The 18,173-nt window shown below is 40.9% G+C and carries 9 protein-coding genes; all 9 read right to left on the reverse strand.

Annotation, left to right across the window (positions count from 1 at the left end; translation table 11 throughout):
* Positions 1–11 precede the first annotated feature (11 nt).
* On the reverse strand, positions 12–1,073 hold the full coding sequence (locus GQR39_RS08820; RefSeq protein ID WP_165735398.1) for a hypothetical protein: 1,062 nt from the start codon (positions 1,071–1,073) through the stop codon (positions 12–14).
* Positions 1,074–1,128: 55 nt separating this feature from the next.
* Positions 1,129–2,199, reverse strand: coding sequence for a hypothetical protein (locus GQR39_RS08825; RefSeq protein ID WP_165735399.1), 1,071 nt, complete (start codon positions 2,197–2,199; stop codon positions 1,129–1,131).
* 610 nt (positions 2,200–2,809) lie between these two features.
* Positions 2,810–4,135 (reverse strand): PAS domain-containing methyl-accepting chemotaxis protein, encoded by a 1,326-nt coding sequence (locus tag GQR39_RS08830; protein WP_165735400.1) that lies wholly within the window; start codon positions 4,133–4,135, stop codon positions 2,810–2,812.
* A gap of 161 nt (positions 4,136–4,296) precedes the next feature.
* Positions 4,297–6,351 (reverse strand): exodeoxyribonuclease V subunit alpha, encoded by a 2,055-nt coding sequence (gene recD / locus GQR39_RS08835; protein WP_165735401.1) that lies wholly within the window; start codon positions 6,349–6,351, stop codon positions 4,297–4,299.
* On the reverse strand, positions 6,348–9,926 hold the full coding sequence (gene recB, locus GQR39_RS08840) for an exodeoxyribonuclease V subunit beta (RefSeq protein ID WP_165735402.1): 3,579 nt from the start codon (positions 9,924–9,926) through the stop codon (positions 6,348–6,350). Before recB ends, recD begins: the two co-directional genes overlap by 4 nt.
* Positions 9,913–13,212 (reverse strand): exodeoxyribonuclease V subunit gamma, encoded by a 3,300-nt coding sequence (gene recC / locus GQR39_RS08845; RefSeq protein ID WP_165735403.1) that lies wholly within the window; start codon positions 13,210–13,212, stop codon positions 9,913–9,915. Before recC ends, recB begins: the two co-directional genes overlap by 14 nt.
* A gap of 160 nt (positions 13,213–13,372) precedes the next feature.
* Positions 13,373–14,434 (reverse strand): alkaline phosphatase D family protein, encoded by a 1,062-nt coding sequence (locus GQR39_RS08850; protein ID WP_165735404.1) that lies wholly within the window; start codon positions 14,432–14,434, stop codon positions 13,373–13,375.
* The gene (locus GQR39_RS08855; protein ID WP_165735405.1) at positions 14,431–15,558 is read right to left on the reverse strand and encodes an alkaline phosphatase family protein; all 1,128 of its coding nucleotides are present in this window, start codon (positions 15,556–15,558) and stop codon (positions 14,431–14,433) included. Before GQR39_RS08855 ends, GQR39_RS08850 begins: the two co-directional genes overlap by 4 nt.
* Positions 15,559–15,631: 73 nt before the next feature.
* Positions 15,632–18,001, reverse strand: coding sequence for a TonB-dependent receptor (locus tag GQR39_RS08860; protein ID WP_165735406.1), 2,370 nt, complete (start codon positions 17,999–18,001; stop codon positions 15,632–15,634).
* Positions 18,002–18,173: the final 172 nt, after the last annotated feature.

Here is an 18,173-nt window from a genome sequence, read left to right on the forward strand (position 1 = left end):
GCGTTCTATTTTTAACTCTCAGCTAAGCCTTGTAAAAATTCCAAACTTAACTTTTCTTGTGCATTAGCCTGATATGGTAATTGCTGCAAGCTATCGTACGAAAAATCGTTAATATCAAAATGACTTATTTCACTATTCCCAAAGCTGTTTCGCTCACCTGGGCTTGGCGACATTCTCTCAATAACAAAGTCGCTTAAGCGCATATCTGTAATGCCTTGTGGTAACACGGACCAATGAGCTTTCAAATTAAGAGTTTGGCTTCCCTTCGTTAACCGCTCTTTAGATACTAAATGAGCAAGTGGTGTATCGCCACTGTATAAATTAGCCCTAACACGATACAAACCACTTTTTACTACCACTATGTTAGCTGGCAAAATCATGTTTTCGTTTTGTGCATAAGCAGTTTCAAAACCTGTTAAAGTTGCACTCGGCGGCATATATTGAATTTGCGCAACTACGGGAACTTTTTTACCCGCAACATCACCCTCTACAAACACTTGTAAGCTACGAGGGTAATCTTCATCCTCTTCAAATGTTATAATTGCTTCACCGTCACGCGCATTGCCTGTATGGGTATTTAACACTTCTTTTGTATCTGTATTTGCAAGCTCAACGACCACTTTTCCAAGCCCTTGAGCGCTTATCTTTATTGTTATTTCTTCTGGGTATACAAAACGATATTGCTTAAGACTTAACGTTAAAGCATCGCCACTTTCATCAATAGGGCTCGATACCGGGTAGAATTGATTTGGCTTTAATCGATCTTCATCTAATGGACTCAATGGCTGAGAATAAGGAGGAAATTTAAGTGCACTTTCATATTGCATAACCACTTGCTGCGCTGCTTTTGTTAAGTCTTCATTAAACGCGATTTGTTTTTTTGATTGTGTTTTTTTTGCTGTAGGTACATCTATAGGGATCACTTTTACAGGCGATAAATCAGCTACGCTCGCACTGTGTTTACCCTGAGGTGTTATTGGCTCAACAACTTTATGAGCATCATTTTTACCTGTAAACCATAGCGAGAATAAAATAGTGCTAATAATTAAAGCAACGGCATAAAATTTTTTCATTTTTATATTTCAATCTTTTATAAGGCGTATAGTTTTTAACTACACGCCTTGTATGTTATGGAATCACATTATAAATAAGTGCTGATGCGCTTAAATTATTTGAATCCTTAATATAACGATATTGTTTTTTCCAAAACCAACTACCTGTAGTTTTATCAAACGTATTAAAACCTACAGTGTCACCTTCCACATTTACGTTATTCATGGCTATTGTTACATTACCTTTTCGCTGCGCGTTATGTATTTCGTTATGGCTATAACTGTCACTCATCATCATTGGATAATGGTTTGGCATAAAGCTACTTACTGCATCACCTTGCGATTTTAAATGGCCATTTGTATTAATACTGCTGCTACAACTTCCAAACGAGCCAGCCGAACTGGCACCACATGAAGAGTGCGATGCAACAACCGAATCATCATTGCCTTTTAAAAAACCACCCGTTAAACCCAAATATGCATTTCCATCGGCAACAAAGCGTAAACGTGGCGTACGTGCATCTGGGAATGGTGAAATTTTACGTGCATTGTTTACTTTTAAATCGTGTAATACACCAACAGCTTCGGTTACATCACTTCCTAGCCACCATTTGAGTGCAGCATCGACCGCAAAGTTCCATGATGCGCCAGTTAAAGCACTAACAGCTACGTCAGCCAGCTCACTTCCACCACCCGCGCCTGCTAAATCAAACGTAGCAACAATATTAAGCGGCTCTAAGCCTTCGTTTTCTAACCAGTTTTCTTGATTATCAATAATATGGCGTGCAACTAAGTCTCCTGTTGAATGTGTTACAAATACGCAGCCATCACTGCATAAATTAGAGCGTGAAATTTGCTTTAGCTTTGGCCACACCCAATCGGTAGCAATTTTACCTTCAATACGCTCATAAGCAGGCCAATCAATTCGCTCATCTGCACGATTATTCCAGTACGATTGCCAATATGTTTCACCATCATTAATTACATCACTACCCGACTTATTTGTTATTTGCGAAGTTTGTAAGCCATGAATTAATATAATTTTGTAGTCTTTACTCGCTGCAGAAAAGCTCATTAACATAGCTAACCCCGCACCAATTAGGTGGCTTGGCTTAATTAATTTGTGTGTGCGCTTTGTGTTGTTCATACAATTCCTTAATGTTGTGTACTTAATATCTTATTATCATTTAAGGTATTCATGTTGGTTTACATAAGCTTGTCAGCTTAGGTGTTCACTAGGGTCTGTTGTTCTTTGCGGATTAAAATTTGTTCAAACTAGAGGCTATTTAATCACGGCGCGAGATTTGTAACCTAGTGGGCTCGGTAACTGCTCCTGCGTTACTCTACTGGCTTACATCCATGTAAGAATAAGTAAAAACCGAGCAACAAAGAGTAAATAGCCTCTAGGAAGTACCCTTTGGGCAGCGTCTGTTTGGCATTAATGCTACGTTATCGCCTATTTATGGGGAACAACCACACTACTTAGGCTCTGCCTTACCTAAATACCAAACAGACTGCTGCAAATTTAACCTTGAAAGATCAACAGACTCTAGTATTAGGAACAACGAACAAAAATGCAACAACTTATTATCATTTAGGGAAGAGAAGAAACTTATTTCATACTGATTAATGAGTTAATAGAGGTATAGTTGTTATATTTGAAATTATTAGATGGGTTTCAAGGGGTATATTGAGGGTAGTAAGATTAAAGCGGATACCATTGAAAGTGCCCGCTTTAGAATAAGGACGAAGCTAATCTAACCGTTAGCTTTAAGTTCACTGGTAAATTGCCCAATCGCATTTACAACTTCTTGTGCACCTTGTTGGATCTCTTGCATCACTTCACCAGATTCTTTAGATAACGCCAAGCCTTGCTCTGCCTTCTCTTTACCTTTTTCTATTACAGCCACCGTATTTTGGGTTTGTGATTGGTTGCGCTGTACAACTTCTACAATTTCTTCTGTTGCTTTTGAGGTACGCGATGCAAGCAATCGCACTTCATCTGCAACCACAGCAAAGCCTCGCCCCTGCTCGCCAGCTCTTGCCGCTTCAATTGCGGCATTTAATGCTAATAAATTTGTTTGCTCAGCAATACTACTAATGCTTTGTACAATACTCGATATTTGTTGCGACTGCTGATCAAGCGCTGAAATTTCATTTGCAGCTTGCTCCATGTTAATAGCCAGCTCAGTCATTACTGCGACTGTATCTTGTATAACGCTCGCGCCTTGCTCTGCTTTTTTATCAGTTTGGGTTGAGGTGCTATAAGCAATTTCGGCAGCTTGTGATATCGCAATTTCTTGATTTACTTGATCAGTGATAACAGTTGCAAACTTCATCACTTTATAAAGCTCATTCGCGTCATTTGAGATTGGGTTATATGACGCTTCTAGCCAAACAATGTTGCCATGTTTATCTACACGCTTAAAACGCTCAGCAATAAACTTACCTTCTCTTAATTTAGCCCAAAATTGCAGATACTCTTGGGAGCTATACTCTGAAACCTCACAAAACGTACGGTGATGTTTACCTAGTATTTCACTTTCTTGATAACCCATTGCAGCTAAAAACTGATCATTTGCTTTTAAGACATGGCCCTCTAAATCAAATTCAATTACCGCCATAGAGCGATATATCGCTTTAATAGTATCGCTTTGCTCGCGAGAAGCCGTAATTGTTTTTGTAAGTACACTTCCGAATATAGAAAAATAGAGCAACTGATCTTGCTCCCCTTTTACTGGATGTACTATTAAACGTAACCATTCAGCTTTACCATCGCTGCGCATAACTTGCAATGCACCGCCCCAATGCCCTTCTTTTTTAATAGCTTGCTGTAGGCTTTTAAATTCTGAAGATTGACGAGACGAATCTGTAATAAAATCGTCAAAAGAATTATTAGTTAGAGCATCTTCACTGTAGCCTAGGTTTTCTAAAAACTTATCATTGGCGTGCGAAATTCGGCCATCATAAAGAATGTTTAGTACTAACATCTCTCGGTAAAGCCCTTCCCATACTTGTTGTAATGGGTAAAGTTCAGCTTTTAGAGAAGCTATTTCGTTTTGTTTATTTTTAGAAAAAAACATTAATATCCCTACTAATACATTCGATATGAAATGAAATTAATTTTATTATAGAAGATATTATTTATAACGCGATAAATAATAAGAGCTTTAATTACTAGATTCAGAAAGTTTTAAAATAGCCAATACATCAATAAAATAACTTCTATGTCCCAGCAGAACCTTTAATTCTCAAACTTTAATCTTTCATACAATCCAGACGCTCTCGATACGCTTTTATTCATTGCTAATTGCAGTACTTTTTTGTCAGCCACCAGCTCAAACTTATTTTTAGCGCGGGTTATTCCCGTATACACTAATTGCCTGTTAATACCCATGCGCGCTTGTTTTAGCGGTGGCAGTACCATGGCTGTGTAGCTAAACTCTGAACCTTGTGATTTATGAATAGTCATTACATATACTTTATCGTGCGCAGGGAGTCGTGCTGCCGAAAATGCTCGTTGATTACCTTGCTCATCAATAAATATGGCTTTGAGTTGATTACTTTCATCGGGCATTAAAATACCAATATCACCGTTAAATAACTTAAGTTGATAATCGTTTTGGCTCACCATAATAGGCATACCCGTGTAGTGGTGAGTATTAGGACTTACGGTAATTAAACCTTGCTGTTGCAACACGCGCTCTATTCGTTGATTTAAGCTATGAACGCCGTAATCGCCCTCTCGTACCGCAGCTAAAAGCTGATAACTTGCAAAAGCAGCATGTACCTGTGCAACACTTGCACCTTGAGCTATTAAGTTAAGGTACTTTGCATAATGACTTGCTGCACTTTTAACGAGCTTTTCAATTGGTTTTGCTACAAAGTCGTAATCTAAAATTACATCGTTAAAGCGCCCTTCACTACTTTCTTGCTCTACGTAATTTAAAATACCGGTGTTATTGGTGTTTACCGCAAGTGCGAGTTGACCAATGCCGCTTTGTGCATCAAATCGATAACTGTGTTGTAAAAAGGCAATGCAATCTGCGAGTTTAAATTCACTCACGCTTTGCGCTACGAGCTTAGGTTCATTATTAAAACATAAGCTATTTAGCTCATCACAACGTGCTTGCGAGTAGCTTGGCGTTTGCCCAAGTGTTAAACCTTGGCATAAATCGCTCATTACGCTGCCGGTATCTACCGAGGCAAGCTGATCTTTGTCACCTAGGAGTATTAATCGCGCGTGCGCAGGAAGTGCTTCTATTAATTTAGCCATCAGCGATAAATCGACCATACTGGCTTCATCAATAATTAGTACATCTAAATGCAGCGGATTACTTTTGTTATGCCTAAATTTATTAGTAAACGGTTTTACACCCAATAAGCGATGAATAGTTTGAGCGCTTTGCGGGATCAGCGTTTTTATATCATCAGGGATCGTTGTGAGCTTATTTTTGGCACCTAAAATAGATTCACTTAAACGTGCAGCTGCTTTACCAGTGGGTGCCACCAGCTTAATACTAAGCGGCGCGGTTTCATAAAGTGACTGCAAAATAGCCAGCAACTTAGTCACTGTGGTAGTTTTACCTGTACCTGGGCCACCCGTGATCACACTAAAGCCTTTGGTGGCCGCAATCGCACACGCCACTTTTTGCCAATCAGTTTCAATTGTTGAATCAGCAGGAAAATAGGTATTTAAAAGTTCAGCCAATACTTCATTATTAATATTGAGCTTTCGCTCGCTCATGCTTAATAATCTATCTGCGAGTGTTTGCTCATAACCGGCAAGGCGCGCAAAATAAAGTCGCTCGTTAAACAGTTGCAGTGGTTTACTTGCGCCTACGCTTTCATGGTTTTGTAAGTAACGGAGCGCTGTATGTACGTTAAAGTCATCACTAAACGGGCTTAGCGTACTGGGTACATTGCCATCGAGTTTATTAAAGTCGCTTTTGCGCAAATTAAAAGGATTACTCCAATCAACTTCACTCAAGGTTAGGCAGCTATGCTGGCTTTGCTGCGATAAGCACAGCAATAAAATAATATAAAACAGTTCATTGTGAGTTTTCTCAATGTCATTAGCACACAGTAATTCAGCGAGCTTCACATCAACTACACGCAGTCGGTTTTGCGCTAATAAATACTCAAGTAACGGGACTTCGGTAATCGTATTATTTAACACAATGTCCTCTAATGGGGCATCTTGTGCTACATTTTTTAAAGTAAGAGGCTCTGCGGCTTCATTATTAAGTGTCTCGTCAATATCGTCAAACAATCCAGGTTGCTCATTTAAATCGCTCATAGCATAGCTCCTTGGCTAAATAAGCCATCTAAAATAATCACTTGTTCTTCAGTTAGCTTTTTAAAGTACACGCCTTGCCCTGTCGGCATTCCACGTAAAAACGTGTAATACACGCCGCCTAAATGGGTTTCTATCGAGTAATCAGCTATACGTTGTTTTAATAAACGATGCAGCGCTACCGTGTAGATTAAATACTGTAAATGATACTGATGACTGCTCATCGCTTGCTCAAGCATATCGCCTTCGTAATCAGCTGGCGTACTGCCTAAATAATTAGACTTATAATCTAAAATATAATATTTGCCTTGGTAGCAAAATATTAAATCGACAAAGCCTTTTAACAAGCCTTTTACTTGTGAAAATTCAAGCTTACTTTGCGTAAAGCCAAAATGTTTAACCAGCATTTCGTTTAGCTTAGGTGCGCTTAAGCTCTCAAGGGGTAAATTAAACTCCATTTCGACTAGGCAGTCGCTTGGTGTAAGCACACCTAATGAAAGAAGGCTGTTTTCTAGAGAGCTTTTATCTAGGGGGCACGCAAGAACATCGAGTACCCACTTTTCAGCCACTTCTCGCCATTGATCACCTATGTGGTACTTTTCAAGGCTGCGCTTAACTACCTCAGATAAGTTTTGCTCGGTATTAGTTGGGTGAACTATTGGGCTAGTAAAATCTATTTGTTCAAATATTTCGTGCAAACAGCTACCCGGCTTTGGCCCTTTAGGAAAACTATAAGGTGATGGCAGCTCGTCCTCTTGCACTGCAAACTCGTCTTTTTCGTGATCTTCATCACTTCGCCCTGGGGCTAATTGGTCGCTGTGCTTTTTAAAGCTCAATGCACTAAAGCTGGTTGCTCGCCAGTTACGCTCAATGCTTGCTGTTACTTTATTAACACTTAACGTTTGCTGCGCACTTTCACTGTTATTAAAACAAAGTGTTCCCTGTTCTAATAATGTTTGTGAGGTAAATTGCTGATAGCTCATCGCACTATTAGCGTCGCAAAACTCACTTAAATGCGTGCGCCATGTTTGGCTACTGGCAAGCTCAAGCCCTGCAAATAAAACATGCCCTAGTGCACTACTTTGCATTGCTAAGCGGCTACTTTGCCCTTGCCCAATGTTATAAACACCAAGCGCACAAAAATGCACAGCGCGAGTAAGTGCTACATACAGCAGGCGTAAATCTTCAGCTAGGCGCTCTTGCTCTGCTTTTTGCAGTGCATCTTCGTCTTTACTTAAATCGTAAATTAGTTTGCCATTATCGTGATAAAGCGCTTCTTTAGTTTCGCGATAGCCACTGGCAAACGGCATAAATACCAGTGGGTATTCAAGCCCCTTTGAGGCATGCATAGTGACAATTTTAACTAAGTTGGCGTCACTTTCTAGGCGTACTTGTACTGTTTCACCGTCTTGTTGGCTTACCTTTTGTGCAAACCAGCGTAGTAAACGCAGCGTGCCTTCAAGCTCTATTTGTTTTTGCTGTAAGATTTCGCCCAAGTGCCTAAAGTCAGTAAGCCACCGCTCAACGTTATACCCTAACCCTTGCCATTTAGCGCTAAGCTGGTTGTGGCTCATTAAGCGCTCAAGCATTGCCATAGCGCCTTGCTTGTTCCAAATGTGGCTAAGTTGTGCAAAAAAGTTTAAGTAGTCTTGCCATTTATTTTCATCATCGGCGAGTGCATGTATTTCGTTATAACTTAAACAAAATAATGGACCAGCTAAAACACCGCGTAGCAATGACTCGTCATATTGACCATGCAGCGCTGTTAAAAAGTTAAGTAGGTGATGGCTAAGCTCTTGGCTAAAAACGCTTTCTCGTGATAAATACACGCTGGAAATTTTGGCATCATCTAGCGCTTTTTTCATTATTTGCGCTTCAACACGGTCGCGCACTAATATACAAATATCGGCAGCGCTTACAGGGTTACTGCCAATGCACGCGTCCCCCTGTTTTGCTTTTTCAAGCAGGGTCACTATTTTATTAGCAAAGTGAGTGGCTAAATGCGCTTGCCCTACACCTTTGTTAGTTGGTTTGTTTTTTTCATCGGCGGCTTCATCCACAAATACATTAAATTCGAATGCGGTAGCGGGTTTGCCATCAATTAAAAAAGAATCAGCCGCTTTTTTGCCTTTCGCAGCCACTGCGTTAAACGGTATAGCGTCGTTATAAATAAAGCTGTTAGCGTGTTTGCCAAATAAACTATTAACGCTATTTACTATATCGGTGCTTGAGCGAAAGTTAGTACCCAGCGTAAATTGCTGATCAGTCTGTACAGCTTCTTTTGCGCCAATATACGTAAAAATATCCGCGCCCCTAAAGCCATAAATAGCCTGCTTGGGATCGCCTATCATGGCAAGCGTGGTATTTTGTTGCCCATAAATTTTACTAAAAATACCGTACTGAATCGGATCGGTATCTTGGAATTCATCAATCATGGCAACCGGAAACAACTGCGCAATTTTTTGCGCCAGTACCTCGCCTTGCTCGTTATTAAGCGCACTGTGTAAATTGGTCAGTAAGTCATCTGGGGTGATAACGCTTTGCTCTTGCTTGCGCTTAACTATTGCGGCTTTTACCCAGCGTGCTGCATGTTGTACAACCGCTATTTTAAGCCCTTGGTTTATGGTGTTATTAAGGGCGGCAAGCTCGTCAAACTGACTCAGTAATGGATGCACAAATAATGGCTGATTCTTTTTATAGTTGCCTGCATCGCTTAAGTTTTCTGTACTCCATACTTCAAACGAATACTTGCTAGTGCCAAATTCAAAAAACAAATCGCCGCCTAAACAAAATACCTCAAGCGCACTAAGGCTGCCTTTTCGTGCTGGCGTTTTAGACCCGCTTAAACCCGAGCCTTTAATAGCACCTATAAACTCTTGCTCTAACACCGCTTTTTTAAATGCAGGTACACGGGTTATGTATTCGTCACGGGCTTTCCATACATCATCTAAATTTATTTGTGGCGTAATGTGCGCATTAGCTTTGTTTAAAATACTCGCCACTTGAGCAAATAAAGCCTCTGGTGCGGCAAATACATCTAAAATAGCATCGGTGCGCTCTTTGTTAAGTGGGTATACAAACGCGCGCCAAAAATCTTTAATGGTTTCGAGCAGTATGTCGCGCTCATCCAAAATAAATTCGAGATTAAATGCCACACCCGACTCAAACGCATGTTGTTTTAGCATCCGCTGACAAAAGCCATGAATGGTAAAAATAGCGGCTTCGTCCATTGATTTAGCAGCTGCATCGAGCAAATCAAACGCGCGGTGTTTATCATCAATTTTGGCAATTACGCCTTCAATGAGTTCGTCATTTGGGTCTTGCCCAAGCAGTGCGTCGCGTGCAGCAATGATTCGGCTGCGTACGCGGTCTTTAATTTCTTGGGTGGCGGCGTCGGTAAAGGTTACAACCAAAATTTGCTCAACACTGAGCGGCGTATTTAACTCACCTTCTATTTGCATACCTAGTAAGTAACGTAAATACAGCCCCGTAATTGTATAGGTTTTGCCGGTACCCGCACTGGCTTCTATTAAACTTTGACCAATGAGCGGCATAGTAAGAGGATTAAGCGCTTGCATGGTCACTCTCCTTTGCGTGTTCAAATAAAGGCGTGAGCAATTTATCACTCCATTTTATAAATTCTTCTTGGCAGTCATTTAGCGATTGCACCGTTAAGCGAATATACGGGTTTTCGCCCTCGCCTCGCCCTATGTATTGCGGGCTAAATTTGCTCATTGCTTTTGTTATATCGCCGCCGCTTTTAACGTATTCATAACCACTTACCGGAAAAAACGGCACAGGCTCTGCGCGCAGCGCTTTGTATAACTCAAACCAATCGGCTAATAGTGCATCCGCATCGGCTTTGTTTATGGGCGCAAAGGTAATTTGCTTATCGAGCCCAAGTAACAATGTTTCTACTTGTTGATCCATACTTTGCGCTGCAAGGTGATAAATAAAGCCTTTAATTAAATCTTTCGCTTTAATACTCGCACTGCGGTAAAACACTTGTTTTTGCAAATAAACATGATTGAGCCAGCCCTCTATTTTGGTGCCTTCAATGGTATGCAAAACTTCTATCGGCTCACTTTTCCCGCTTTTAATATGCTCTTTAACTTGCCCTGCAAGCGCATCAACTCGGTGCTCCATACTCTCAAATATGAGGCTGCCTACATTGGCTTGAGGTAACTCACCCCGCTGCAGTATTTGCTCGGTACTCAGTGGTTGCTCGTTTATATTGGCTTTAAGTATTTCATCAAGGTAAAAATAACGGCGCAGCGCATCTAGGCTAAATGGCTCTTCGTCTTTTGCTACTTCGTTAAATTGTGGCAGGCGTAAACCTAATGTTTGTTGATAAAAGCTCTCTTGTGCGCTGCACACACTTCTAATAAACACATCGAGATCTAGCTGATCTGGCACAGTCACATCAAGCGCAATAACTGGCTCTGGTTTAATTGACTCACTTGGCAGCCAAATTGGATTGTAACTGTGGTTGCTCAGCACAGTATTAGCTTGCTCATCGGCTAAATAGTAATGGCTATTAAAGGGCTGTAAATGCTGCTGATTAATTAGACATGCGGGCAGCGTTTTTTCACTCTTTTCGTTTAATACAAAACTACGCCCAATATATTCTAACAACTCACTTACAAGGGTTGATGGCGTGCGCGGTTGGTTATCAAAACACGAGCGACCAATGTAACTCATGTATAGGTTGTCGCGGGCACTCAGTAGCGCTTCTAAAAATAAGTAGCGGTCATCTAATTTACGTGATCGGTCACCTTTTTGCTTTTTAGAATAAGGCACTAAGTCAAAACCAATGGGCTGTACGTTACGTGGGTAGTCGGCATCGTTTAAACCCAGCATGCATACCACTTTAAATGGTACGGCGCGCATGGGCATAAGCGTACAAAAATTGACTTGCCCAACTAAGAATCGCTGCCCTACGCCTTTTTCTTGAATGCCTTGTTTAACTAAATAACTAACAATACGCTGCGAAACCGCTTTGCTGTAATCGCCGTTGTCGTGGTGTTTTTGTATTTCTTCGAGCACGTTTTGAAGTACTAATAAATCCCAGCTGTCGTCGCTTTCACTTTCGTATATGGCGTTTAATAGCTCGCTTAAAATATGCGCTTTATTAGTGAGCGTGTCATCCGGCGTTAGCTGCTCTTTAAAGCTTTGCAGTACATCAATAAAGTGTACGAGCTTATTGAGTGTATCAAGCGCCATGCCTTCTACTTCATCAGCGCTGTAAATACCGTTAAACGGGCATTGTTCGTCGCGCATGGCAATGCCAAGCAATAAACGGTTGAGCCCGTGTTGCCAAGTATTTAAATCGATAGCGGGTAAATCAAAGCTTCTTTTATGCGCTGCGTTTATACCCCATTTAACCCCAACACGTTCAAGCCAGTATTGAATTTGCTCGTATTCGTGCGCTTCAAGCCCAAATTTTTCGGCTATTTGCGTAACTTGTAATAAATCGAGAATATCCGACACACCAAAGCGCGAAAACGGTAAGTTAGCTAAACTCGCAAATGAGCTAAGGACGGGCTTTTCTTGCTCTATGGCTAAATCGGCCAATGCGTAAGGAATAAAGCGGCTGCCTTGTGCTCCGCCAAATACGGCTTCAATGTAAGGGCTGTAAGTGCCTACATCGGGCATCATGACGATTATGTCTTTGGGGGTAAGCGCTGGGTTTTGATTAAATAAGTTAAGTAAGTAGTCGTGCAAGCGCTCAACTTCTCTGAGCGGAGTATGGCAATCGCTTAGCGTAATGCTGGTGTCGGTTGCGCTGATTGGTAATTTACCTTCGTCGTTTATAAACCACTCTTTGTTATCGGTCAGCGATTCACCTTTAAACGCAAGCTGATAAATCTCGCTTTGTACTTGCCCTAGTAAGGTGTCGTCAAACACATCAATAAAACCATCAATCCAACGGGCATCTAACTGTACGAGTTGCTCAAAATAGTCGCGACCTAATTTACCCCACGACGATAACAACGGATTACCTATAAAGTAGTATTCTTCATCTGGGTTGGTGTGTTTTTTTTGTTGCGCTTCCACCAGCGGCATTTTAGCGTATTTAGCGCTTATTTTAGCTGCTGTTTTTTCATCTATAATATCGCCCCAGTAATGCTCACTCGGGTTAAAAAAGAATAATATAACCTCTGTTTTTTTACTCAGCGCTTCAAATACGTCTAGCTGGGAGCTGGCAATCGCCGATATACCAAATAAGCTAATGCGTTGTGGCAGTATGCTATTGTCCATAGTCTCAAGTGCTGCAAGTAACTGCCCTTGCATATTAGCGCGATGAAATTGGCTTTGCCCAAGTTCTTGGCTTAGTTTTACAATGCGTCGCCATAAGTCAGGTTGCCATGGGGCAATGGTTACATCTACGTCATCAAGCTCATCTTTGCCGCTATCCCATGTGGCTATCCAGTGCGGTCGGTACATTAAATATTGGTCGTACACATCGGCTATTTTTTCGCATAACGCAAAGGTTTTTTGCCCGTCAATATCGCCCTCTAAATAGGTTTTTAGCGGTAAATATAGCGGCTCATCAATACAGATGGGTAAAATGGCAAACAGCTTCCAAGCAAGGTTGGGCTTATTAAATGCCGACTCTTTAGGGACATTTGGCAGTAATTGCTGATACAACTGCCAAATAAAGCTCGACGGCAGCGGAAAATCTACCTGCGCCGCAACCCCTAAGTTTTCGCTCAAACCTATTTTTAACCACTGCGACATACCCGGCGATTGCACTAGCACTACTTCTTTGTCGAACGGGCTTTGCAATGGGTTTACTTTTAACAGCTGGTGGAACTGCGCTTGCAGGGCTTCCATCCGGTTTGATTGAATAATATTTAGCATATAACACTGACCTTGCTTGAGATAAAACCAGTGTAAGATATTTTCAATATTAGGGGTAGCGCAAACGGGTAATTGGCTTTAATAAATCAGAGAGTTAAGAACTAACTTACAGATTTTATACGCACAGCATCTATTTTATATACTGTGCGTAGTAGTGAGTTTATTTATAAGGGCTAATACTTGATAAACTAAAATCACTTTGCATTATTACTTCGCCATCAATGCCTTTTAATTTAAGTGAAATAGTGGGGTCAATTTGCTGCCAGTCTATGCTTAAATCACCATAATTTACGTTATGAGTAAAATTCCCTACTCGGTGTTTGTTAGGGCTTACATCTTTCCACTTTTCAGTTAAGCCAGAGCTGGTCATCTCAATTAATGGGTAATCAAGGTTTTGCTGATACTTTGATATTTCACCCCAGTGCGTATCGCCGCTGATGATCACTACCCCATTTACCTTATGCTTTTTAATCAATGCAAATAAACGGTTTCTATCTTCAGGAAAGTTTGCCCATGACTCCCAACCTGTAAAATCGGGTAAAAGCTGTAAGCTTGAGGCAATCAATTTTATTGCAGCAGGCTTTTTAAGCTCTTGTTCAAGCCATTGCCACTGGGCTTCACCTAGCATGGATGCGCCCTTCACTTCACTAGGACTATACGGGCCTTGGTTATTTAACTTACGCTTAGTGTAGTATTCAAGCTCACCTACATGGTTTAGCGCATCACGGTTCCAACGTAAATCAGGCATTATTACTTGTATGGTTTGCTCATTTTCACCATACATGTACGAGGTATAAATTCCATCAGGACGAGTGCGACGCGCTGAGTTTACAGGTTCATCCCAAAAATTAAGCATAATTTGGCGTGATTGCTCTTTATGCGGATACTCTTTACCTGCATCGTTTTGGCCATAATCGTGGTCATCCCACATAGCAATAATAGGCGTTTGCTCTTTCAAGATTTTAAAACCCGCCTTTGCCCCTAAAAGTTGGTATTTATCGGCAAGTACATCCATATCGTTGGTATCGCCGTAAATATTGTCACCCAAAAATATAAACAAATCCCCCTGCTCTTTGTTAATTGCATTAAATATGGGTATGTTTTTATCTTGATGCCCACACGAACCAAATAGGATTTTAGATGGCGCGGCATTAACACTCGCGCTAATAACCAAACTCAGCACCAAGGCAGATAGGGTTAATGGTTTTAATAGGTTCTTCATTTTAAAATATCGCTAATAGCAGGCGCCATATTTGAATTTATTTCATTTGGGTTCTGCCCAAGAGCCTTTAAAACGGTAGCCGCTATTTGCGCTTGTTTAAGCTCATTTTCAGTTTTAATTAAGCCACGTCCTTTTATTGCGGGGCCAATGGCTGCAAGCCAAATATGTTCAGAGCCAACAATTCCTTCTGGGTAGGTATTTTCACCTAACTCTAGCTCAGCAAGTGCACGTTTAGAGCTGTGATGTTGCCAATCGTTGGCATTATTGCCACGGCCGTGATCAGTAGTAATAATTAGTGTGGTGTTATTTTTATAACCCGCTGTAGTTTGAATAGTTGCCCATAAGTCTTTTATAAAGGCGTCACTTTGCCTTGCCGATTTAAGGTATTGATCGTAATGTCCATCATGCGCAAAGTCATCGGTTTCGCCTAAACTTATCACTAACAACTTAGGCTTTTTAGCCAACATATACGCTTTAGCAAAGCGATATGTAAAACTATCTAGTCGTACGTTATACCAAGGACTGGGAATTTCATTTTGTAGCGCATTTAACAGCGGCGCATCGGTGAATAAATTCTCTTCAATTGACATAAAACCTGCATTTACATACACGTTACTGCGCTTAGTATTTACAATGTATGGGAATACATCCCAACTACCAAATAAGGCAGTGCTATCTTTAAACTCAGGTAACTTATCTAAACGCTCTAAAATAGTTTTATTTGGGTTGAGCACTTTGTTGTTACTATTTATATTTTCGTCAACTTCACCGGTGAGTATTTCGTTATAACCAGGGTATGAAAAATACCACGGGTTACTTACCGACATAGTAGAGCCGTTAGCTCTATCGCCAATAATTACGCCTTGTTTAGCCACTACTTGCGTTAAAAAAGGCATTAGTAATTGCTGGCGCTCATTTGCAGTTTTTGCCCAAAATTGTCTCTTTAATTGCTCAGGCTTTTTAACAAAATCAGTATTATTAATTAAGCTATTATCAGCCCCGTTAAATACTTCTTGCCAGCGTACTCCATCAAGCGTTACCAGCACTACATTTTGCGCTGCTGTTGCAAAGTTGCTCGCTAATACACTTAAGCTAAATAGTATTACTTTTATAATTGTTTTCATCGCGTTTGCGCCCTTTCATATAATAAAGCCCATCAATGATGGGCTTTATTTTAATTCAATTACTAAAACCTAATTAAAAGTCAGCGGTAAATGTAACTGCTGCGGTGCGAGGCGCACCAATGTAATAAGTAGCGCCGTTACCGGTACCACCTGCTAAGTAGCTTTTGTCAGTAACGTTATAAACAACAAACGATACGTCAATGGCTTTAAACGGGCCTGCATCTACGTCAGTTGAATAACCTGCATTAAAATCAAGTACGGTGTAGCCGTCTACTTTATTGCGGGCGCGCGTGTCTTCGTCTTGCCATGCGCCTAAGCGCTCACCGGTGTATTTAGCCGATAAACCAACACGAAAGCCATCGCTAAAGTAATCGGTAGATACCACAAATAAATCCTCTGATGAATCTATTATGCTGTCGCCTTTTCTAAAGCTTGGTGCTACCTCATTACCACTTTCGTCTTTTAATATTACGCCCTGTGAATCGTATGCATTTGGATCATCGGATGAATACTCAGAACTGCTATTAGTATACGACGAGTACACGCTCCAGCTTGGTGTTAACATATAGCTTGCTGCAAGCTCGAGCCCATTTGAGTCAATGCCTCCTACATTTACGTACGAGCCATTTGTACCAATCGTGTAATCAATGCCGTCTGTGCCACTACCAGGGGCAATAAAGGTAATGCGATTATCAAACTTAACACTGTAAGCCGTTGCTGTAAGGGTTAATCTGTCGGCTTGGTAACGTACACCAAAGTCTATATTGTCGGCAGTTTCTGGCTCTATGTTTGTAAGTGTTGAACTGTCTCGCTCAAGTACACCGTCTTTTATTGCGGAAAAATTCTCGCTGTAACTGGCAAATAATTCTGTGCTGTTATTTAGCTGATACAATACGCCACCGCTAAATAAAACGTCTGAGTCGCTATCTACTTTATCTGATCTTTCGTTAGCAAAGTGGTCGTACTTTTGTAATTCAACTAAATACTGTTTTGCACCAATATTTAATGTTAAGTCACCAAAATTAATCGAGTCTTGTAGGTACCATTTGAATGTATCGGTATCAAAAGTGTTTTTGTATTGTGTCCAGTAAGGCGTGCTATCAAAGTGATGATAGATACGCGCGTCAATTACTTTGTGCCAATCACGCGATTCTTCACGCTCGCTTTGCTCATACCAAAAGCCCGCTTCTATATCGTGATCACCAAATGTCGCTTGGTAATTTGCCGTTACACCTAAACGATCTTTGTTGTAATGCGTATGGCGGTAAGACATGACAGGTGTTGCTGTTGCATCGTAACACGCAGGATTTAAACCAGGACCCGACTCCCATGGCCAGCTCAAACTTTGCGTACAATCGGCATTTGGTGCAAGCGGGTTGCCCTCACTATCAGCAAAACCATAAGAGCCTGCATTAGTGCCGCCCTCTAGAGTTGGGTCGTCATTTTCATCAACAGGCGTTGTTAAATAAGGTGGGATCCAATCGCCGCGACCTGAATTTTTATGATAATAAGGACTAACGGTTAATAATGAAGTTGGCGAAATCGCGTATTCAAATTTTAAATAGCCTAAGGTATTTTCACGAAGCGTTCCCCAACCTTCTGCAAACATTTGGTCAAAATGCGGAATTCCTGTCCAATTCCATGTTAGCTGATCCCACTCTGGTGTTTGTTCAAACTGCTCAAGGCTTACGCTGTTATAGTTTGTCTCGCTTACATCGTCGTAAGATAAACGCCCGGTAAGTGTTAAATCGTCAAAATTAGATACAAACTTAAGCTCTGCGTGTTGGTTGTCTTTGCCCCCATTACTGCCTGAGCCAATCCAGCGGCTTGTATCTGTTTGCGAGTAACTTACGTACGCTTGTGTGTTATTAAAAACAGTGCCTGTTTCGTGTTTAAAGTAATAACGCGTGGCATCGTGGCTGCCTGATGTATACGCAAAGGTAGTGCCTTTTTCAAGGCTTGGGTCTTTACTTACAAAGTTAAATGTCCCGCCTAGTGCTTCAAGTGAAGCCGACTTAATATCAGACGTACCTTGACCTACTTCAACCGTTGCAAGGTTTTCGCTATCTAGGTAACGGTTAGCTTTAGCACCACCGCCATAATTAGAGCCACCATTGGGAATGCCATCAACGGTCATACCTAATTGTTGTTGGTTTCCATCAATACTAAAACCACGCATGGTGATTGTAGTAGACCAATCGTCGCCACCAAATGCATCACCTTCATTTATGCTAATACCCGGTAAATTATCAATAACCGATAATATGCTCGATACCGAACTTTGTTGCTCAAGCATTGCAGGCTCAATAACATTGTTAGCGTAGCTCGTTGGTTTAGCAACCACGGTTACTTCTTCTATGGTGTTGTCGTTAGCATAACTAGATGTTGATACAGCCATGGCAATTGCCATGCTCAAAAGCGATTTGTTTTTTAAAGCGTACATTGTTGTCCCGTTTGATTTTAATTATGAAATATGAAAACGCGGACAGTATGAATTTTAAATATGACAACGAGGATGAACTTTATTTACATAAAAATTAAACAAATATGGAAGATTTATGGCGGGAATATGTACAAAAAAAGACACCCAAAGGTTTAACTTTGGGTGTCTTAAT

Source organism: Pseudoalteromonas sp. C8 (genome assembly GCF_011378685.1).
GTDB classification, from domain to species: domain Bacteria; phylum Pseudomonadota; class Gammaproteobacteria; order Enterobacterales; family Alteromonadaceae; genus Pseudoalteromonas; species Pseudoalteromonas arctica.